This is a genomic window from Saccharibacter sp. 17.LH.SD (assembly GCF_009834805.1).
GTDB lineage: Bacteria > Pseudomonadota > Alphaproteobacteria > Acetobacterales > Acetobacteraceae > Saccharibacter.
Map to the genome: position 1 here is coordinate 688987 of NZ_WVHO01000009.1, position 18458 is coordinate 707444.

General features: G+C 49.4%; 22 protein-coding genes. 3 read left to right on the forward strand and 19 right to left on the reverse strand.

The features are described from left to right. The 9 genes from GS501_RS04480 to GS501_RS04520 are packed head-to-tail and all read right to left on the reverse strand — an operon-like array spanning position 1 to position 7214. Positions 1-282, reverse strand: a complete 282-nt coding sequence (locus GS501_RS04480) for a hypothetical protein (RefSeq protein WP_160830621.1) — start codon at positions 280-282, stop codon at positions 1-3. A gap of 42 nt (positions 283-324) precedes the next feature. Further along, entirely contained in the window at positions 325-579 is a 255-nt protein-coding gene (locus GS501_RS04485) for a hypothetical protein (RefSeq protein WP_160830622.1), read from the reverse strand. A gap of 18 nt (positions 580-597) precedes the next feature. Then, positions 598-1707 carry a hypothetical protein gene (locus GS501_RS04490; protein WP_160830623.1) on the reverse strand — a complete coding sequence of 370 codons (1110 nt, stop codon included), beginning with the start codon at positions 1705-1707 and terminating at the stop codon, positions 598-600. An 8-nt stretch (positions 1708-1715) separates the two neighbouring features. After that, positions 1716-2168, reverse strand: a complete 453-nt coding sequence (locus tag GS501_RS04495) for a hypothetical protein (RefSeq protein ID WP_160830624.1) — start codon at positions 2166-2168, stop codon at positions 1716-1718. A gap of 14 nt (positions 2169-2182) precedes the next feature. Then, positions 2183-3427 (reverse strand): hypothetical protein, encoded by a 1245-nt coding sequence (locus GS501_RS09845; protein WP_202405293.1) that lies wholly within the window; start codon positions 3425-3427, stop codon positions 2183-2185. A 49-nt stretch (positions 3428-3476) separates the two neighbouring features. Next, entirely contained in the window at positions 3477-4694 is a 1218-nt protein-coding gene (locus tag GS501_RS04505; RefSeq protein ID WP_160830625.1) for a hypothetical protein, read from the reverse strand. A gap of 41 nt (positions 4695-4735) precedes the next feature. After that, the gene (locus GS501_RS04510; RefSeq protein WP_160830626.1) at positions 4736-5371 is read right to left on the reverse strand and encodes a hypothetical protein; all 636 of its coding nucleotides are present in this window, start codon (positions 5369-5371) and stop codon (positions 4736-4738) included. Beyond that, the gene (locus tag GS501_RS04515; RefSeq protein WP_160830627.1) at positions 5371-6852 is read right to left on the reverse strand and encodes a baseplate J/gp47 family protein; all 1482 of its coding nucleotides are present in this window, start codon (positions 6850-6852) and stop codon (positions 5371-5373) included. The genes GS501_RS04510 and GS501_RS04515 overlap by 1 nt, the downstream gene beginning before the upstream one ends. Next, the gene (locus tag GS501_RS04520) at positions 6852-7214 is read right to left on the reverse strand and encodes a hypothetical protein (protein WP_160830628.1); all 363 of its coding nucleotides are present in this window, start codon (positions 7212-7214) and stop codon (positions 6852-6854) included. The genes GS501_RS04515 and GS501_RS04520 overlap by 1 nt, the downstream gene beginning before the upstream one ends. A gap of 128 nt (positions 7215-7342) precedes the next feature. Here GS501_RS04520 and GS501_RS04525 point away from each other — a divergent pair, with 128 nt between their 5' ends. Then, the gene (locus tag GS501_RS04525; RefSeq protein WP_160830629.1) at positions 7343-8050 is read left to right on the forward strand and encodes a hypothetical protein; all 708 of its coding nucleotides are present in this window, start codon (positions 7343-7345) and stop codon (positions 8048-8050) included. A gap of 260 nt (positions 8051-8310) precedes the next feature. On the opposite strand, the gene GS501_RS04530 is transcribed toward GS501_RS04525, so the two are convergent. The 4 genes from GS501_RS04530 to GS501_RS04545 form a co-directional block, all read right to left on the reverse strand. After that, positions 8311-8799, reverse strand: a complete 489-nt coding sequence (locus GS501_RS04530) for a hypothetical protein (RefSeq protein ID WP_160830630.1) — start codon at positions 8797-8799, stop codon at positions 8311-8313. Continuing rightward, positions 8786-9010, reverse strand: coding sequence for a hypothetical protein (locus tag GS501_RS04535; RefSeq protein WP_160830631.1), 225 nt, complete (start codon positions 9008-9010; stop codon positions 8786-8788). Before GS501_RS04535 ends, GS501_RS04530 begins: the two co-directional genes overlap by 14 nt. Positions 9011-9255: 245 nt before the next feature. Continuing rightward, on the reverse strand, positions 9256-9972 hold the full coding sequence (locus GS501_RS04540) for a hypothetical protein (protein ID WP_160830632.1): 717 nt from the start codon (positions 9970-9972) through the stop codon (positions 9256-9258). Between the two features lie 5 nt (positions 9973-9977). Then, the gene (locus tag GS501_RS04545) at positions 9978-11111 is read right to left on the reverse strand and encodes a hypothetical protein (protein WP_160830633.1); all 1134 of its coding nucleotides are present in this window, start codon (positions 11109-11111) and stop codon (positions 9978-9980) included. A 79-nt stretch (positions 11112-11190) separates the two neighbouring features. Between GS501_RS04545 and GS501_RS04550 the strand changes: the two genes are divergently transcribed. Next, a complete protein-coding gene (locus GS501_RS04550) occupies positions 11191-11943 on the forward strand; it encodes a hypothetical protein (RefSeq protein ID WP_160830634.1) in 753 nt (250 codons plus the stop codon). Positions 11944-11982: 39 nt separating this feature from the next. Here GS501_RS04550 and GS501_RS04555 read toward each other — a convergent pair whose 3' ends face one another. Further along, positions 11983-12189, reverse strand: coding sequence for a hypothetical protein (locus GS501_RS04555; RefSeq protein WP_160830635.1), 207 nt, complete (start codon positions 12187-12189; stop codon positions 11983-11985). Positions 12190-12365: 176 nt separating this feature from the next. Between GS501_RS04555 and GS501_RS04560 the strand changes: the two genes are divergently transcribed. Continuing rightward, positions 12366-12473: a hypothetical protein gene (locus tag GS501_RS04560; RefSeq protein ID WP_370517940.1), complete on the forward strand. Its 108-nt coding sequence runs from the start codon at positions 12366-12368 to the stop codon at positions 12471-12473. Positions 12474-12532: 59 nt separating this feature from the next. On the opposite strand, the gene GS501_RS04565 is transcribed toward GS501_RS04560, so the two are convergent. The 5 genes from GS501_RS04565 to GS501_RS04585 all read right to left on the reverse strand — a co-directional run. Beyond that, complete coding sequence (locus tag GS501_RS04565; protein WP_202405294.1) at positions 12533-14680, reverse strand: hypothetical protein; 2148 nt, start codon at positions 14678-14680, stop codon at positions 12533-12535. 165 nt (positions 14681-14845) lie between these two features. After that, complete coding sequence (locus GS501_RS04570; RefSeq protein WP_160830636.1) at positions 14846-15121, reverse strand: phage baseplate plug protein; 276 nt, start codon at positions 15119-15121, stop codon at positions 14846-14848. Further along, positions 15114-15812 (reverse strand): hypothetical protein, encoded by a 699-nt coding sequence (locus GS501_RS04575; RefSeq protein WP_160830637.1) that lies wholly within the window; start codon positions 15810-15812, stop codon positions 15114-15116. The genes GS501_RS04570 and GS501_RS04575 overlap by 8 nt, the downstream gene beginning before the upstream one ends. Then, positions 15809-17800, reverse strand: a complete 1992-nt coding sequence (locus tag GS501_RS09850; protein WP_202405295.1) for a lytic transglycosylase domain-containing protein — start codon at positions 17798-17800, stop codon at positions 15809-15811. The genes GS501_RS04575 and GS501_RS09850 overlap by 4 nt, the downstream gene beginning before the upstream one ends. Before the next feature lie 105 nt (positions 17801-17905). Further along, positions 17906-18458, reverse strand: a 553-nt coding sequence (locus GS501_RS04585; protein WP_160830638.1) for a hypothetical protein, incomplete at its 5' end; no start/stop codon positions are given.

Here is an 18458-nt window from a genome sequence, read left to right on the forward strand (position 1 = left end):
TCACCCTCCCAAATAGTGCTTAAAGAGGGAGAACAAGCCAACGGCAACGCCACCACCTGCGCCGCCGCCGATAGTCAGAAGCATGGCTTTCCGGCTGTTGAGTTGTGTCATTTGGTGGGAGATATCGGTAAATCCTTTGCTCATTTGACTAGAAAGAAGACTTACTTTGTCAGACAGTGATTGAATGCTTTCTTGAGCGTGCTGCTGCTTGGTTTCTAATGTGACAATCCGTTCGCGCATTTCATTAACCTCGCTTCGCTTCACGAGATCGGTTTCTGTCATGTTTATTTTCCCTATAAAAAAACCGCCTCAAAGGGCGGTATATTAATCGTCAAGCGAAGCTGGTTTTGGCGGAAGGTTGCCCCAGGCTAGCTGGGCATTTGCGATATATTTCAGACCTTCATAGTAGGCGAGGGTCTTAGGCCCACAAAGACGCTTAATCATGTGAAGTTCGAGCTGCTCTCGAAGATCATTAAGATCGTTTTGTGCAACGGTAGAAAGCATATTCTCCATATTGAAACGCGGGTCTGAATTGTCAGGGTCACCAAAATCATGACCGCCGAATATTTGATCTGCCATGGTTCGTCCTTTCGTGTTTTAGGAAGATGTGGGAACACCCCAAATGATGAAGGTTGTGACTTCCGAGGCAAATCCCGGCCAGCCTGTAGGGTGTTGGAAAACAAACTCTTTAGCCCCAACTGAGATAATACGTGGGCCGTTTGTGCCTGCAGCTTGTCCCATTTCACTCATGACGGTTACTTGTTCTCCATTCCACGGGCTGCGATAGATATGCGTTACAGCCTGGACAAAAGGTGGGAACTGATACGATACCCCGTTGGGGTAGGAGAGCGTTTCAAGATTGCCCGCGCCACCGTCACGATAGATATGGAGATAGGAGCAGGTTACGCCGTCTGTGGTGGTGAGGCGTGGGGCGATGAGGGAGACTTGGGGGCCAGGGTTACCACGCGGCCCGACAAGACTTTTCAGCCAGTCTTGCTCTGATCCTTGGAAGCCTTGTTGTAAGGCGATGTTGTAGGCGTTGTCTCCCGGATCGCCCTTTGGTCCGATGAGGCTTTTCAACCAGTCCGCTTTGGTCCCTTGGAATCCCTGTTGGACTGCAACTTGGTAGGCATTATCTCCTGGGTTGCCTTGGTCTCCTTTGGGACCGATAAGGCTTTGGAGCCATTCTTGTTCGGTGCCTTGGAACCCCTGCTGGACCGCGACTTCGTAAGCGTTTTCGCCTGGGTCGCCTCTGTCCCCTTTTGGGCCAACGAGACTTTTAAGCCACTCTTCTTGCGTTCCTTGGAACCCCTGCTGAACAGCAAGTTGATAGGCGTCTTGCCCCGTGTCTCCCTTAGGGCCGATGAGGCTATGAAGCCAGTCTTGCCGTGTTCCCTGGAAGCCTTGTTGGACGGCGACTTCGTAGGCGTCCTGTCCCGGTGGCCCTGGCACCCCACGAATAGACGCCAACCAATCATCGAGCGAGCCGGTATAGCCTTGCAGGACAGCCAGTTGATAGGCGTTTAAACCTGGGTCACCTTTCTTGCCTCCTTGGAGGACATGGCGCGGGATCAGCACGGCGCGAGGCGTGGGGTCGGTCGCTGTTTGGACAAGCCCAAGCACTGCATCCTCTTCGGAGGGGGTGTCATAACGCGGGAGGGTGCTGAGCGGCGTGGTCTGGGGCGGGGGTAGTGTGCAATCGGTCATGGTTTTTCTTACATGGTGAGAGGGGCGCCATTGGGGAGGGTGAGAATGGCGCTCTGATCAGAAAGGCTTGTGGGCGGGATGCAATAGCCGCCGGGCAGAAGAGGCGGCGTTGGCGCGGGGATAAGGGGCGTGTCCGCTTGAATGGTGAGCGTCACAACCGCCACATAACGCCGCCCAGCATTGGTTGTGAGGGTGACGTTGATGAGGGTGGCGCCAGGATTGCCGCCCGCTAAGGCGAGGGCTGCTTTCCCGTTGATGAGGCTCCACCACAACAGAACAAGGCCGCTCTCTGGGGGGATGATGACGCTCATAGTGGTGAGAGTGTCGCCCCCATCTTTCAGCCATAAGGCCGGATCAAGGGCGTAATCGAGGATGTCGCTTTGATATTTATCCGGCCATTGCAACGGGCAATCGGGAAGAAGCGACAAGGGCACGGTGCGCGCCCGTGTTAAGTAAGACATAGAGGAACGTCCTTTTAGGACGCGAGGCGTCCCGTGGCGACAAAGCGGTAAAAAGCCCCGGCGGCCCCGTGGAAAGTAAAGCTTGTGCAGGTGCCGTCTTCATTCGCAATTGGCAGGCACAAGACCGGCTGAAGCCGACCAACAAGCCCGGCATCAATAGGGTAGGCGTCAATGGTGATTTTGGTATCGGCGAAGGCTCCAGCGGGTCCAATATCGTTATAGATGGTCATGGTCTCACCATCATTGCCAACGCGGGCGTCCCATTGTTTTCGCCCAAAGCCTGCCGTGCCTTGCAGCACGCCTTTTGTGGTTGTCAGTGCACCCCAACTGAGAAGTGGGTTTGACGGGTCAAAGCTGTTGGGGTCAGCCTCAGCCGCATAGAGAGCCTCAGTACCATCAGCCGAGAGGAAAAGACTATAGAAAGGCTTTTGCCCTTGGGCGGTATTGCACCCAAATTGTCCACTAATGGCGTTTTCAGTGACGCCGTGGAAGGTGCCGTTTGTGTCGGTCAAATAGAGCTGATCGCGGCGGTTTTGCTGGCTTCTTACCCCCGTTTTGGTGATGGGTGTGTCATGATAAATATCAGACGGGCTAGAGATGAAGTGATATTGGGGCCTGCCGTTATTCTCTGTGGTATAGCCAAGCTCCCCATTCTGCGTGAAGGTTAGGTAAAGATCAGGGTTGGCCTGTGGATTGCTGGCTTGTTGGGCGGGTTTGAGATGGATGTAAGACCAGCTCGGCCCTTGCCCGTAATTATCGCCTACCCCAAGAGCGGTTGTGATCCCTCCCGCATAGTTCAGTGACCCTTTCGCCACATCGCCATCATTAGTATGGCCTTGCGTATTCCAGCCAGGGGCAAGAGGAACATCGATTACTTGGCCTGCCCCAGACGGGCCGGGGTCGCCTTTGGGACCGACAAGGCTTTTTAACCAATCCGCTTTAGTTCCCTGGAACCCCTGTTGGACCGCGACTTCATAAGCGGTTTCGCCTGGGTCGCCTCTGTCTCCTTTGGGGCCAACGAGACTTTTAAGCCACTCTTGTTCGGTGCCTTGGAAGCCTTGCTGAACAGCAAGTTGATAGGCGTCTTTTCCTGGGTCGCCTGGGGGGCCAGGAGGGCCGACATCATCGTCGGACGTGTCGAGTGGGAAGAGGTAATAAGAGGTTTCGCCATGCTCATCGGTTTGTGTGCCGAGGAGGCGATTAAGCGGGCGCCCCGCCTTCGCTAAAGGAAGGTCAGCGGGGTTATTGAGGTCAGACATAGTATGGAGGTCCTAGAGCTTAGGAGGAGCGTACGGGAGTTTTGATTTTTTAGGCGGGCCCTACCGCCATGATGATGACGCGTTGTGGTCGGCTTGCGTCGTTCTGGGCGTAATCGGTAACGGTGAAGCCCTCAGCCGTCCATGTCCCCAGTGCCGCAGCGCAGTCCCAGTCATTTTCTTGGGCGTTCATAAGGATGGCGATAGGCGGCCCTGAGAAAGGCGTGGGGAATGTTACCTTTGAGCCATTGTCAGCGATTGTCGTGAAGGCTTCGAGGCGCATAGGCTGCCCTCCTTGGGAGGGAACCTCAAGAAACGGGTTTCCCCGTTGTGAAACGAGATTGCCGGTTGAGGTGACATTGATAAAATGGTGAATTCCTCCTGAAGCGTCTCGGAAGACGATCGAGGCTGGAATAGTGCCGTCAGAGGTTTTGCTTAACTCTAAGTAAATCTGCGCGTTATCAAGTTGAGCCCCAAGAGGGAATGTGCTTTTCCCACCGTTCGCGTCATACAAACCCGTCGAGAAGAGCGCGCCCGTCATGGTGTCGCCTGAGCGGCTGACCTTGTTTCTCTCTAGGTCATTAATCTCGTTTTGAAGTTGATTATCGGCCTGTTTTCTTAAGGCTGCCTCATTGTCAATTTCGCTTTGAAGTTGTTTATCCGCTTGTGCTCTCAAAGAAGCTTCATTGTTAATTCCGTCTTCAAAATTATTCTGCAAAGCCGCTTCGGAGTTTTGCCGGTCTTTCTTTTCGGTATCTAAGGCTCCTGCATCGGCATAGTTCCCGCCTGCGGTGAGATGAATCCATGCTCCATCTTGGTCGGAAGGCGATGATTTGTTGCCGTCTTTGGTGCTGACCCAGAGTAGGCCGGGCGTATCGGGGTCGCAAACAATGGCGTTCTTCTGATAGCCGTTGATGGTGTTGGCAATGGTGGGGTCAAAGACGCCCATATAGCCCGCTTGAGGGAAGAGCGCATACACACCTGCCGTCATGTTGAGCGAGGCGACATCCCCACTGGAGAAGGATTGTGCTGTCGTATTATCCTGCCCACGAATGACAGTGACACGGTCGCCTTGCCGCCCGATCACAATACAGACCTCAAATTGATCGGGATTTGAAACCGAGGTGAGGGTTAGGGCGAAGCGGTCCGTCGGCTGCTGGAGGGCCGGGAAAGCGTCCCCTGTTCCAGGAATCAGCGTGATAATCGTATCGCGTGGGGTGATGCTTTGCGCAAGCTGAGCGGTGGCGCGGTTGGTGTAACGGTAGGTCATAGAGAGGTGCGGTCCTGGGAATAAGCCATAAAAAAACCGCCTCAGAGGGCGGCGCTTTTGGAGGTTTTGACCATAAAGGTAAACATGGGCGGCACGTTCAAAATGCCATTTGTCAGGATGCGGCTGAGGATAATCACCAGATCATGAGACCACGGCCCGGTGTCCGGGGTGATGATGACCTTACGACCCTCAAGGCGGACACTCACAGGGTCGGTGCTGTTGAAGCGCCACGCATGGCCATCATCGCCCGTTAAAAAGCGCATAATCCGTCGCTTCAGCCACGGGATCGAGAAGTTAAGACCATCTCCCTTATAGAAGTTCCATGTCAGGATGCGTTTAAAGAGATCGTCGCTAATGGAGTTTCCGATATAGCGTTTATCGATGACGGTTTCATCAACGGAGAGACGGTTAATGGTGGTGGTATCAATCGCCCCCGTAACACTGCGAAGCTCAACGTAACTGATCCGGTAGCGGAATTGGCCATAGAGGCAAAGCGCGCAATAAGACAGTAAATTACCCGTTAAGGCCGGCCCGATATAAAGTGCCATCGGATGCCCCACCATCCAGAGGATAATCTCTTGCATGAGGGCATTATACGCCTCGAAAAAGGCGATGATGTCCGCATCATCGGAGAATTGCTGATAGGGCGTGGCTGGGGCGAGGAGGGGTGTTTGCATTATCCACGCTCCAAACGAATATGATCAGAAGATGTGACGAAATAGCTTTCTGGATCGCCCAGAATAACGGTGCTTTGTCCTTCTGGTGGGGTCAGGATGCCGTCAATATACACATCAAAATGAAGCCGCGTGATTTGATTGCTGGGAATGAGTTCCAGCAAGGACGATTCAAAAACTGCGTTTAATTGCAGGATATTGATCGGCTCATTAACGGCGAGGTTATTGATATAGTCGGCCAATTGCGGTGCGATGACATCCCCTGCGGCCTCATTATCGAGAATATTGACCGCGGATGTCTGCCAGAAAATGACGAGGCGGACATTTTGCTGAAGCGGGCGGACAAAGGTAATGGGGTAACTATCCGCGCCATCTTGAACCGTTGCCATGATGTTACGGTCATTGGTCAGGAGCACACCGCCGCCGCTATAAGGCGCTGAAGAACGCGTATCAACAGGGATGGTAAAGCGGTAAGCGTCCAAGACCGTAGCGGTAAATTCCCCATTGATCGCGGTCATGCCGGTAGCACCGTCAATGCTGACCGTCTGGCCAGAGGTGAGGCCGTGGGTCAGGGTGGTGGTGATGGTGCAGGGGTCATCTTGTGTCGCAGATCCCAGTGCGTTGACGCTACCTTGCAGGGTGAGCAAATCAAAACAGCTTTCATAGATCGCCCCAGCAATTTGCTGTGGGTCGCCACCATCAGCCGTTACGCGATAAGCGAGCGGGATATTCGCGTTATCGGTGATAATGGGGACGGACACAGAGCGAGGAATCACATTCGGCACGGCCTGAATGCAGGTTTTGATAAAGTTTGGTGTGCCCTGCGTTGTGGCTTGTCCAGCTTGTAAAATACGAGCGCGGGAAGAGGAATCACTTTCGGGATCGCTGCCCACGGTTGCGGGCTGGGGGTTCGTTACCGTCAGAGAGGCGTTATTCTGATAGTTGCTGACAATTTGGGTAATGCTGTGGGCGGGCGTGACATATTTTCCAGGCTGAACGGCCAGCACATAAACGTCCCCGAGTGTCCCATCGCTAGGCAGGGTGACATTCTTCTGCGTCTCGTAAATATGCGTGCCGTCACTGACCTGGAAGCCTTTCCCCAGAAAGAGGCCCGGCGTGCCGATGAAGGTGACATAGGCCGATGGATTGGCGCCGGCTCCACGTTTGACACCGTAGATCTCGCCAAATTGATCCAGCCAGGCCGCATTTGCATTGAGCGGGGAGACGGAATTGATCTGATCTACCTTCATTTGATCGGCTTGAGCGAGCGCCCCTACAGCGGTTGAGGCCATATCCTCAATGAGTGTGCCGGGGAGATTAGCGGTCAGGCCCGGTGCGCGGGCTGTGGCGCGATTAATCAGCTCATTACGAAGATCATCCGGGGCCGTGGGTTGCACGCCACTATTGAGGAGGGTGGAGAAAAGGCCCGGATATTGGCTTTCTAGGGCGGAGAGGAGGTCATCCGAAATGTTAAGAAGTGCCATTAATACGGCCCCGTTTGACTGAAGGATTGGTTGAACTTGTTCTTCCCGCTCTGCCATGTCGTGCCATCGGGAAGGATGGCATTGATACGATAGGCGGGGTTGTCGCTTTGAGGTTCGCGAATGATGGTGAGGGAGGCGAAATACCCCGCAAAGCGTTGTTGCGTCATGGTGGTGTAGTAATCAGGCCAAACCTGAGTGAGCAGTGTTTGCGTGATGGGAATGCCCCAATCGACCCAAAAGGGAGACTCTCCCAATTGCAGCAACAGGGCATTTTGCAGCCACGCGATAATGGCTTGATCACCATCCACCGCCACCCAATGGCGCGAGCCATCCGGCTGATGTTGGCGCGTCCAAACTCTCATGAGAAAGGCTCCTTCATTTTGGGCATAAAAAAAACCTCCCGGATAGGGAGGGTGATAAATTATTATTGCGTTATCATATTAATCAGATAGCCTGATTGGGTTTTTATTGTAATTTAGGAATCGTTATTATGAAGTATTATGTATATATGCTGTCGCTGATATGCATGTTGTTTTTCTCACAATATTCATATGCCAATGAGGAAAAGAGAACATTAAATCTAGGAGCTCTTTCATGCCAGGAATGGGTGGATGTCCCTGATCATTCACTTAAGGGAGTTTTTATAGAAGAATGGATATCAGGAAAAATAAACGGAATAGATCTTTTGTGTTTTTTAGAAAAAAGTGGGAAATGTATTAGTAATTATATCGATAGTTCATACAAGGGTAGAATAGATCAGGTTTTTACATCAGCAAAGAAGTGGTGTAAATCACATCCAGATGCAACCGTATCGTCAGCAACAACCTATGCATGGGAACATTTATTCGATGATTTACCTAATATTTCAAGTGAAGATATATACTTAACTGGATTCGGAAAGGCTACTTGTTCTACTATAGTGAGTAAAATAAAAACAGATATTGGAGTTTCGGCAGTCCTATTTTTTTCAGATGGAGAGTTTAATGGGTTAGAGGAAAAATGTCAGAAGGATAATAAAAGTTTTTGCGTTGGGGGCGATACCCTTGCGAAGGCTGATGATAATTATATGTCTCTACTATTTGGAAAGGCAGTGGTTCATTGCACCAAGAATCACGATGATCACTTTGGGGCGGTCATCTTTGATGTTTGGAGCGATCTTAGACATAAAGCCCATATCCATCATAAAGAGGAAGAGTAAAACTCTTAAAGAAGAAAAAACGGCTGCCACACTTTCCTCGTTAATAGCGGGGAAGTGTATCAGGTCGAGAAAAATATGAGAGGAGTAACGAGCTCTCTTGATTTTCGTTCAGGTCTTTCATGGGCTAGAGCCCTAGCCTTCATCAAGAAGAAAGGGCGCTTTCCCACGAGGGAGAAGGGCAAAGAAAAGTGGCCCCAAAGAGGCGCTTCCCATAGAATCATGACGACACTTGGCTAGAAACCTCAGCCACCTTTGTAGAATCAGGAGAGATGTTTATCGCCTTCATGTGGTGAGACTTTTTTTGTATGTTCGGGAAAAGGGTTAGCTCTCATGACTAATACGGATAGCCCAATTAAAAGAGCCGTAGAGCCTAAAATACCAGCCATGTAGGGATGATCTGTTACCGCTAAATAGTAAGAGCCCAGAAGACATGTCAGACCAAAAATGAGCCCGACCACCGTCTTGGATATATCACTAATAAAAGTAAACCATTGTGCACGTAATGCTGTTTTATTCTGAGTGTCGTTATTCTTTTTAGCCATATCTAAAATTAGGCGAAGAACCTCACCATCTTTCCCAATCTTAGAGTATTCTTCCAGGTCTTTCGCTGCTGGCAGGGGGCCAACATGCAATGACATTTTGCCGACACGCAAGCTTTGCTTTGCTGTAGGCAGATCGCTAGAATGAAGATAGGTGTGATTTGTCTTCAATCCATATACATTTGGGTGATGTTCCTCAGATTTGTTCATTTTTAATGAGTTGAGCGTCTGCTTCTTCTAGAGCCACACGCAAAGACCGACCTGCTTGTCGCCATGCTGCGTTGGTTAGGGAATGAGCTGATACGGAACTATAGATCGTGGGGGGACCGCCGAGTGAGTACAGGGCGGTGAAAACACTTACAAAATTTTGGAGAATATGTCTTGCCGTACGCATTTTCTTCCCCTCCTTAATATTGAGCATAGAACTGCTCCTCCTTCTACTTAGAGAGAAAATTTCCCCATTACAAGGTGTTACAAAATTTTCTAGAAGTATCGTTGATGGAAAGGATCTCCCCAATATGGCCTTTCAAGATTAAATTGTCCATTGCAATTTGTTGACTGACTCGTGCTCTTTATAGCAAATGCGGTCGTGGATTGCCTCCCTGAAAACCATAATAACATGCTGGTCTTTTGTTCTAGCATGAGAGCTCGCTTCGTTTAGATCTTTCACTCAATAACCCCACCCGTTGGCGAGCCTTGGTTTCCGTTGGTGTGTGTGTGGTCTTTATAGGCTTTGCCGTTGATGGTGAGCTTGCCGACTATATTAACGTTATCGCCTGCAAGGGTGATGGTCGCGCCGCCGGTGGTGAGGGTGACGGTGTTTTGAGAAAGCACGGCCTTCGTTAGCCTTTGCGTGAGGGTGATGCTGTCCCCTGATAGAACGGCCTTTGTCATCTCGCCTTGTGAGATCGTCGCTTTGTCTTTTGTAAGCTCAACGCGTGTAGAGCCTTTGAGGCGGTCAGTGATCTCAACGCCATCAATGCCGTAAAGATTGAGGCGTTTCCCGTCTAACTGCGCCCAGTCTTTTTCAGAAATCGGGATGAAGACGCATCCTGTAAGAGTGTTTTTTCTGTCATTAATATCGGGGCGGCGGCTATCAAGGCCCGCTAGAAAGGCAGTGCTTGCATGTGTCCCGATAATGACCCCTTTGCAGCCTGGTTGCAGCGGCGTGCGGACATATTCGCTTTCCATGAGGGGAATGGTTAGTAGCGGTAGAGGAATGTCACTATTGGCCTCTATTTGAACCGTCACAATCCGCCCCTCAATACTTACAATAGAGGCTGGGAACGTGCGAGGCGTGCGGTCGGCAACGCGGCGCGTAACGGCTTTTGATGAACGGCTTAGGGATGGCGATTGCGGAATTTTTCGGAAAAGATCAGTCATAGTTATCAACTTACAGTGGGGTAGCAATCAATGGCCGTCATCCATTGTTGACCATCAGCAGAGCGAAATTGTCCGAGATGATTGACATGCAGGACAGTAAATTTGCCGCTGAAAAGGGAAGCTCTCTTTTTGGGCGGAGAGAAGGATAAAGCTGATTGCGGATGAATAGCCCCGATAGCGCCGGCTTCATCAGGAAGCGTAATGATATCCCCCACTGAAATATCCGCTCTGAGAGGACAGCAAATCGTAATGCTGGCCACATTGTTCCATGTGGGTTGTCCGATCAGCTCTTCAATTGCGATAGGAATAGCCTGCTGGTCAGGATGTGGTTCTTTACAGAAGAATTTTCCATCCCGCGGGGTAATCGTAATGCGTGATTGTTTGTTGGTGGCAATTTCCCAGGAATCGGCTAACGCTTCAAAAAGTCCATGATCTGTATGGTAAACACCCTGGATATCGCCCGTTGCTACGGGGTCGTTCGCTGTTTGGAAGATGACCTCCACATTCGGGCTTACTTGCCGAATAGACGCTTTAATAGCCTCTTTGAGAGAGGCTCCGCGCTTGCACTGATACGTATAGGTGGGCACTTTTGGAGGCTGATTGGGCTTTGTGTTTTCGCTGGTTGTTGCGTGCCCGTTATAAGGCAGAACGAAAAGAGTAAGAGATAGATCCTCGCCCTCCCAATTGCCGACAGGTGACCAGATTTGACCGTAAAGGACAACCCCGGCTTGTTCAGGCTTGGCAAGCGGGTATCCATGCCCCATTCCCGCACTCAGGCGGAGTGTTGCTCCTTGAAGGCTGGACGCTTGGCCTATTGTTGCGGGGTCAATACCGCGAATGGTGATGCTGGCCCCCTCGGCCCCACCGATAGGGCTTGCGTAATCAATGACGCTAATCTGAAAATCAATATCCAACGCCCCGGGGTCAAACACGCCTGTTTGCGGCATCCCTCCTGGACTATAAGTTTGGTTTAGTTTGTCGTGGATTAAATAGCTGGAGAGATGTAGGAGGTTTCCCGTGCCAATCGCAAGAGATCCTCCATTAGTAGGCTGCGATCCCTCAAATTTGTGTGTTCTATTAATTTTCTTAATTTCATCTTGGCTCTTGGGGCGCCATATTCTCAAATCATAATAACGCATACATAGTTATTCCAATAGTCTCAACGAGGATGAAAAGCTGTTCCGTTTCGGAGCGCTTAAGAAAAGGCGGAGGCATCACATGAGTGCAGGAACTGTCGCATTAGTATTTGTGACAATCGCAAGCTTACCCACGAGCACGGGTACGCCAACGACCTATGAAAGACATATCATCCCAGCGGGTGCGAGTACAGAGCCAGTTGCTGAAGCCCCTGGGGTAAATTCAGAGGTCGCCTGGGCATTTCAGAAAATTGTGAGGTCAAGCAATCGGTCAGGCTATCTCACGGATAATGATCTCGCTAAGGCCCCCATGAAGAACACCTTAGCAAGCTGTAATGCCTATGCTCGCCAGAAAATTCCTCTCTTTGAGGAAGCGGCGGAGCAGCAGGAAGGAACAACCATCGCAGATTACAGATGTTTATATATTCCTGCTGGTTATAAGCTCATTGATTATTCAAGACCTTACGACATGAGCAATATTAGGCACATCGTTCCGTTGAATCCTTACCGGATGGAAAAGATACCTGAAGCCCCCGTAGAGCCGCCACATACTGGGCCTGAATGCCTCTATGTAAGGCCACAATATCCCCAAGACGCCCAAGAAGAAGACAGAGAAGGAAGAGTGGACGCTTATTGTGATAGCGTCAAAGGTCCTGATAACTATTATTACCCTAAAAACTGTCAAATTGTGAAAGAAAAAGGGGGGAAAGACTTTGGCCCCATGGCACTTGAGTTCTGGCAAGATGGAGGAGGCTGTAGCGCTAAGTTGCCGCCCCCAGCACCGGTTCCTGGTAAATATGTTTATTATGTTGATTACATATTGAGCTACAACTAAAGCGGAACCGCCCCTTCTGGGGGCGGCTCCTTTATAGGGTTAGGCAGCTTGTTTCTCGTGGAGATAAAGCTTCATATTCACCTTGTCTATCGTGTTGGCGACCTCCTCAAAGTGAGGGATAAGCCACTTGATCGAACCGCCCAACGGTGTTGCGCCATCGCCCGCCATCAGATTGAGGATTTGCGTGAGGTCCTGAAGGTCCATCATCGCTTTATTGAGCATCTTTTCCGTCTCTGCCTGGGTCATGCTGCGGCTCCTTTTTCCCCTTGATAAAGAAGATGAGCCAGTTTTTTCATTCCCTGCGAGGTAATGCGGACTTGCTCACGGATAACCTCAGAACCATCAGGCTTATGCTCAGCATTCACCTTATGTTCTAAATCACCCACATTGCAGCGCGTGTTACTGAAGAAGAAACGCAGCGTATTGATGCTTGGGCTGCTGAGCATGGCATCAATCGTGCCGAAGCGATCCGCCGCTTGATTCAAAAAGGCCTGGAAGCTGAGGAGCCGGTCACAAAAAAAGCGCCCTAAGGCGCTGTTGTTTTGAATAGAGAGAAGCTACCCCTTCTTTTGGGCGGTCTTTCTTATAATTAAACGACGCCTTTATCGATAGAGGTAGAGAGGCCTAGCTTATCGCGATAAATTTTTATGCGCTTTTCAGCTTTATCAATAACATCATCATATAAAAGTATTTCTTGATATAGAGAGCCAAGATTTGCTTGTGTTCTTGAATCTTTTAATGCGGCCGAACGGAAGAACCCATTCCCCGTTGGGAAGGGTGTAAAAACACTCCCATCAATTGAATCTGGATTAATAGTATCTCCAATGAGATAGGCATAGAACTTCTTTAACTTTCCTTGTGAGTGGGAAGCAAGGGCAAGAGCATAAAAATAAAGTTCTTGTTGATGGTCATCTAACGAAACTCCTGGGGCTTTCAGCTCGATGATGATGACTGAACCTTCGTCGCTAAATATAGCGATATCAGGCCGTTTATATTTATTAGCCTCAGCACGATTTTTTAAGATCAGCCTAGAATCATTATCTAAATTTGAATTAAATAAATTATCCCTACCTTTCCACTTTATTTTCGATAGTGGCAAGTCAGATGATATGTAGTCGAAGTATAAATATTCTTCTCCGAGTATCCATATGTCATGATTTTTTTCTTTAAGACTATCTGTTCTCATAGGGAAAAGAATATTATGAATAAATGCCTCATCATTCCGTCTTGTTCCATTGTTCTGTAAATTTAGCTCTCGGTTGCAAACTTGTCTAAGAACATCAATGATCGTGCTACGCCATACGACAAGTTGTGTTAAGCTAACAATATCAAGAGTCTTTAAAGAAGACGTTTGTTTCCACGATAAATGTTCGAGTTTTTCTCTAAAATTAGCATCATTTGGAGAGAGTTTTTTTATCTCTTCTTTTAGGGAAAGTATCTCTTCGGTATTTTTAATGTTTTGTTCTTGATATTTTTTTAGAACACGAGTTGCCAGGGTTCCTGCGGTATCTCCTGTACGAATATGAATTTTTACATCATCAATCATCTGTTTACTAATAGAGTATGATTGGTTTATTTCTTTAAGGACGTCATCTCTATTCCAATCTGCAGAAGATATTTTTTTATATATTATATCATCTACATTATCATAAATACCGTTATAAGATATATTTCCTGTCATAAACATATCTTCGTTTGGTATATCTTCAGGAATATTAATAAAATCGTCTCTTTGCACATTAACATGCGCATCTAGATACGGACTTTCGATTAAAATAATATGATAAAATCCATCTTGTGGCTGTGTTTGTTCTTTCTTTGTACGAAGATACCTTGTTGTAATATTTTTCACGGGAGATGATTTAGCACAGAACGCAATAATATTTTGGGGTAGATTATATGTTTTAGCATCTAAGCGATAATGAGAAATTTGGAAAGCCTGATAATTTCCGGGAAGGGGTTGTCCTGTTCTAGGATCGAGCTCTTGAATTGAAATTGATTCTTCATCTGCTAATGCAGGTAAATCATTATGATTTATCTCTTCTTTCGTAAAAGAAGCGTTCTCTTTGCATATAATGTCAATGGAAAAATTTCCTATTTTCTCTTTGAGAGTAATCAATCTTTGGATTTGAGAAATAAGTATTTCATTTTTTAGTTGTAGAGCAGAGAATTTTTCTTTGAGGGTAGTTCCCTGATAGAGACGTTCCCGCGCTGCTTTCCTTAAACCATCCATAGAAATAAGGGTTCCTACCTTCACTGGGGGAGATAGGTGGATTTTTGTGAAACTCTCTCTTTTTATGAGCTTTTCTGGATGATTATAAAGCATTTCTACCTCGAATGCTTCATTGGCGTCTTGATAAACGCTCTTTACAGATACTTGAGAGAAATAATGGAAGAATTGCATTCTTCCCGCTCCTCTGCACTGCCCAATACCTGTTATGTTCAAGTCGTCTTTATACGAGGTGTCTTTTGTTAAGAAAGCATCAAGTTGGTCTGGCCCAAAGCCACATCCATTATCCTGACATGATATCTTCGCAGTAAGGGATTTATCATCTATTGACAAATCGTCATTGTAAAAATCTACCTCAAGAATAATTTTCATATCCAGGGGTGAGGTAGAAAAATTCTCCCTGATTAAGAAGGCATCAATAGCATTGGAAACCAACTCTTCAAACACAACATAGGGGTTGGAGCTTAGCCTGGTGTTTTTCAAGCCTCCTCTAATATCGAGAACCATTTTCGTGCTCGCCCTTGTTACGTTCATGGGGTGACTGTCCTGAGGTGTACGAGGGTTCATTGGAATATTCAATTCCCATGTCAGTCGATGGTCTCAATTTAATTCAAAAAAGCATTCGAGACAGATCAGTAGAAGGAGAGCTTCCTTTGCTCATGATGGCTTCTCCTACACCGTCACCTCAAAGACCTGATTAGCTTCGCGATAGATCAGAGAAGAGCTTGAGATGGAGCGGATCAGGTTAATGTCATAACCCACGGGGGAAGCGATAAGGGGGGCGTAGAGCAGGGTGGTGCCGGTGCTGTCTTGGATGTTCATATACCAGCGCTCGCCTGCGGCATTCCAATAAAAAGACAAGCTCCGCAACCCTTCCGCAAAGCTGGTTTGAAATTGGAAGGGTGGGAGGCTTTGCGGGTCGGGTTGGAAGGTAAAAAGATCAGCCATTAAAGAGTCCTATCCCATTAAAAACACTTTCCAGCGGGTTCCCACTCCCCACAAAGCCTAGGCCGGGCATGCCGCCGCTGAGTTTCTTCATTAGCGTACTTTGCTTTTGGACATTTTCGCTTTTCTGGGTGAGCGGGCGGGTGAAGTCGAATTGGAATTGACTAGCCGCCGCTGCGGTTGGGTTGGGGGTTGTGTCCGAGACGCGGGTCAGGAGCATACCGGTATAGACCTGCCCCGGTGTGATCACGATATAGGCACCGCCAAGCTGGGCGTGTTTGTTCAAAATCACTTGCAGCGATTGCAATGTGGCCAGCTTGGTCGCCATTGCTCCCGCGCCAGAAGGCGGACAAATCATCTGCATGGAGAGGGTGAGCGGGTTGACCACCATCGCATTCGCCGCCACGGACTGGTTGGCGTAAGGATATTCGGCGATGCTGTTATCGACGAGGGTTGCACCACTCATAGGCGACCAATGGCACCACATGGAATCCAGGTCATAGCCTTCCAGCTTGCCGCTGATTCCCCCGGCGACCAACCCATTGAGCAGGGCGACGGCTTGGGTATAGACGATGATTGGCACCGCCCCGCCCATCTTTTCAGCCACGCCTCCGGTGAGGATCAGCGGGCTGATTTGATAGCCGAGCTTAAACGTGGTGCGCCCAACGTTATCAAGAATGCTTGAGAGGCTCATGCGACTGCTCCGGTGGAGTTTTGACGGGATGAGACGGACACACTCATACCGGTACGATTATCAATCCGAACGACATGATGCGTTCTGATATTATTCGTCACGTGCGCGATATAATCCCGCGTTTCTTTATGCAGATAATCCCGCCAATGATCGCCGTTTCTCCTGATGTCGTCATCAAGATTGCCGCGGCCCCAATTATAGGCGGCTTCTGTTTTTTCTAGATCCCCGTGATAATGCTTACGTAAGGATTTCAATTCGGCCATCCCGGCATTCCATGACTGCCAGGCATCAAAAGGATTTGTGACGCCATGCGCACGGGCGGTCGCGTCTATAAGCTGCATTAACCCTTTTGCGCGGCCATAGCGGGTCATCGGGCCAATAGCGTTCGAGTTCCCGCCACTTTCCTGCATAGCAACAGCGCCGGCGAGGAGATCATCAGAGATGTTCTCTTGCTGTCCCTGGCCATTATCGTTCTGCTCTGATCCCGTGAGGGAGGGAGGCGGGGGAGCATCATAACGGGTTTGGGTCAGTGTTGTGGGAGAAGGAGAATTCCCTCCACCTCCATTGGTCGCGTTGTTCTGTTGCTTTTGGTCTGCATGAGAGGCTTTTGAGGATGAGCAACAACATGTGGGAGGGCGTGGGGGGCAGAGGCATTCATGAAGCTTCTTCATATCATCTGTCGACCATGACCCCGTACTGTCTTGGTAATGGGCGTTAAGTTGTTTCTGCTCTTTCCCTGGCTGGTCATCCTTTTTAGACGGCGGGTCATCATCGCCTGTAAAAAAGGACCAAAGCTTACTAAATAAGCCACTTTTATACGCGGCATAGGCGGCGGCCCCGACCCCTAAAGCAGCGAGAACGCCGCCAATAACGGCGGTTACCGTGCCCCCCGCAAAAACAGCCCCCAAGGCAACAGGGATGAGAGAAATAAGAGTTGGGGCAAGGAGAGCCGCGCCTCCCACTGCCAGCATACCGCCCGGGCCGAGCTGATTAGCGACTTGCATCAGCTTCGTAGCAGCATCGTCCAACTTACCAGCCGCCTCGTTGGAGACCTGGCTCATGGTGCCGATCGTCTTCTCTGTCGCCAGGAAGAGGTCTTTTTGCCGTGTAGCCTGCCATACGTCACTTGTGCGCTGGGCATCATTAAATGTTTTTAGAGTGCTGTCCGGAAGCTTTAATCTTGTTTCATTCCGTTTTTCACTCTCAAGAAGAGTGGATCGTTCTTGAGCTTGAAGACGTGGGAAATTGGCGGCGTCTTCTGCAAGATTGCCTAACTGCATACCATTAAGAACAGGCGTGAGATTTTTCCCGTATTTTTGAGATAATTCCGCTTCTCGGGCGAGCGCTTCACGACCAATTTCAGTGACGTTTCCGCGATTAATCGTTTCTCCTCTAACGCCTAAATTAAGAAGTTTTCCTCTTGCTTCGGGATCAGTCAGCGATTGGCTGGCCAGGGCGAGAGTATTATTGAATCCGCCGTAGGATTTGAAGGTTGATTGCCAGGCGAGCAATTGGCCCGGCGTCACTCCCGTGATGCGTGCGTTGGTCCGAATGTCACTCCCTGATTGTGTCAAGCGATGCGCCAAATTGAGCATCGACATGAGACCTTTACCGATCCCAGAGATTCCTCCCAGTAATGTTGCCTTCCCGACGGGTGAGCGGGCGAAGTTTTTGGCCTGCCCAATCATATCATTTTGATGGGTGGAGTTTTTCCGCAGCAGCAGCTCTTGCTCGCGGAGTAAGCGGTTACGTTCGCGCTCGCTTAAATTGCCCTTATCATTAGCGGCGTTAAGCTGTTGAGTGATAACGAGCAGGCGGCTTTGTGTGCTGACACGCTGCTGCCCATCATCTTTCCCGCTTGTCAGCGTGGTCGCGCTTTGAAGGAGAGCGGCACTTTCTTTGAGGAGTTCGTTATAGTCTCGAACGCTATTGAGGTAATTTTGAAATTCCTCATCCTCAACGCCAATCGTCCAAATGGATTCAGGCATCTCCGAAAATCCTTTCTCTCTCGCTTTTGAGGCGTTCAAAGCGCTGTAGGCTGTCAATCCAGTCCAGAGGCGCTATGTGGGCCATCCAGTCGAAGAGATCAGCGATTATGCCGCCGCCGTCTCGCCAGAAGGCGCGTTTGTTGTTGACTTCTGCAAAGAACCGGCAAATTCCGTAGCGTTCAATGAGGTCATTTCCGCACCGCGCAACACAGGCAGAAAGCGAAAAATGAAGCTTTTTCGTTGTTTGGGCAGAACCCGCGAGGCGAGCGTAAAAAAAACAAGGCCGTTGAGAACCTCGTCGAGATCATCCTCATCAATCCAGCCTTTATTGATGGCGGAGGCGAGAGGAACGGGGATATAGCCTTCTTGTGAAGGGCGAATAAAATTGGCCGTGCGTTTAATCTCAGCAAAGAGGGCGCTCGCTTTAGACGCTTCTTGGTCACCGCTCTCTTGGTCTGCTTGCTTGAGCGCCTTTGCAGCCACGGCTGGGGCGGCCGTTACGCCAATTTCATCGCCTTCAAGCAGCGACCAAGTTTTCGCAAAAAGCCGCCAATTCAAATCAAATACATCGCGTGAGAGTGGCGCGCTATGCACGATAGTGTCCTCACCAATGGGAAGAACAAGATTAAGCTGCGCGTTAATACGGATGTCACTCATC

Coding starts and splice junctions, on each gene's coding strand:
- GS501_RS04510 (WP_160830626.1), bottom strand. CDS start 5,371: ATGCAAACACCCCTCCTCGCCCCAGCCACGCCCTATCAGCAATTCTCC.
- GS501_RS04555 (WP_160830635.1), bottom strand. CDS start 12,189: ATGACCCAGGCAGAGACGGAAAAGATGCTCAATAAAGCGATGATGGAC.
- GS501_RS04540 (WP_160830632.1), bottom strand. CDS start 9,972: ATGACTGATCTTTTCCGAAAAATTCCGCAATCGCCATCCCTAAGCCGT.
- GS501_RS04490 (WP_160830623.1), bottom strand. CDS start 1,707: ATGACCGATTGCACACTACCCCCGCCCCAGACCACGCCGCTCAGCACC.
- GS501_RS04570 (WP_160830636.1), bottom strand. CDS start 15,121: ATGGCTGATCTTTTTACCTTCCAACCCGACCCGCAAAGCCTCCCACCC.
- GS501_RS04535 (WP_160830631.1), bottom strand. CDS start 9,010: ATGCTCAATATTAAGGAGGGGAAGAAAATGCGTACGGCAAGACATATT.
- GS501_RS09845 (WP_202405293.1), bottom strand. CDS start 3,427: ATGTCTGACCTCAATAACCCCGCTGACCTTCCTTTAGCGAAGGCGGGG.
- GS501_RS04525 (WP_160830629.1), top strand. CDS start 7,343: ATGAAGTATTATGTATATATGCTGTCGCTGATATGCATGTTGTTTTTC.
- GS501_RS04515 (WP_160830627.1), bottom strand. CDS start 6,852: ATGGCACTTCTTAACATTTCGGATGACCTCCTCTCCGCCCTAGAAAGC.
- GS501_RS04485 (WP_160830622.1), bottom strand. CDS start 579: ATGGCAGATCAAATATTCGGCGGTCATGATTTTGGTGACCCTGACAAT.
- GS501_RS04480 (WP_160830621.1), bottom strand. CDS start 282: ATGACAGAAACCGATCTCGTGAAGCGAAGCGAGGTTAATGAAATGCGC.
- GS501_RS04530 (WP_160830630.1), bottom strand. CDS start 8,799: ATGAACAAATCTGAGGAACATCACCCAAATGTATATGGATTGAAGACA.
- GS501_RS04505 (WP_160830625.1), bottom strand. CDS start 4,694: ATGACCTACCGTTACACCAACCGCGCCACCGCTCAGCTTGCGCAAAGC.
- GS501_RS04520 (WP_160830628.1), bottom strand. CDS start 7,214: ATGAGAGTTTGGACGCGCCAACATCAGCCGGATGGCTCGCGCCATTGG.
- GS501_RS04545 (WP_160830633.1), bottom strand. CDS start 11,111: ATGCGTTATTATGATTTGAGAATATGGCGCCCCAAGAGCCAAGATGAA.
- GS501_RS04565 (WP_202405294.1), bottom strand. CDS start 14,680: ATGGTTCTCGATATTAGAGGAGGCTTGAAAAACACCAGGCTAAGCTCC.
- GS501_RS04575 (WP_160830637.1), bottom strand. CDS start 15,812: ATGAGCCTCTCAAGCATTCTTGATAACGTTGGGCGCACCACGTTTAAG.
- GS501_RS09850 (WP_202405295.1), bottom strand. CDS start 17,800: ATGCCTGAATCCATTTGGACGATTGGCGTTGAGGATGAGGAATTTCAA.
- GS501_RS04550 (WP_160830634.1), top strand. CDS start 11,191: ATGAGTGCAGGAACTGTCGCATTAGTATTTGTGACAATCGCAAGCTTA.
- GS501_RS04495 (WP_160830624.1), bottom strand. CDS start 2,168: ATGTCTTACTTAACACGGGCGCGCACCGTGCCCTTGTCGCTTCTTCCC.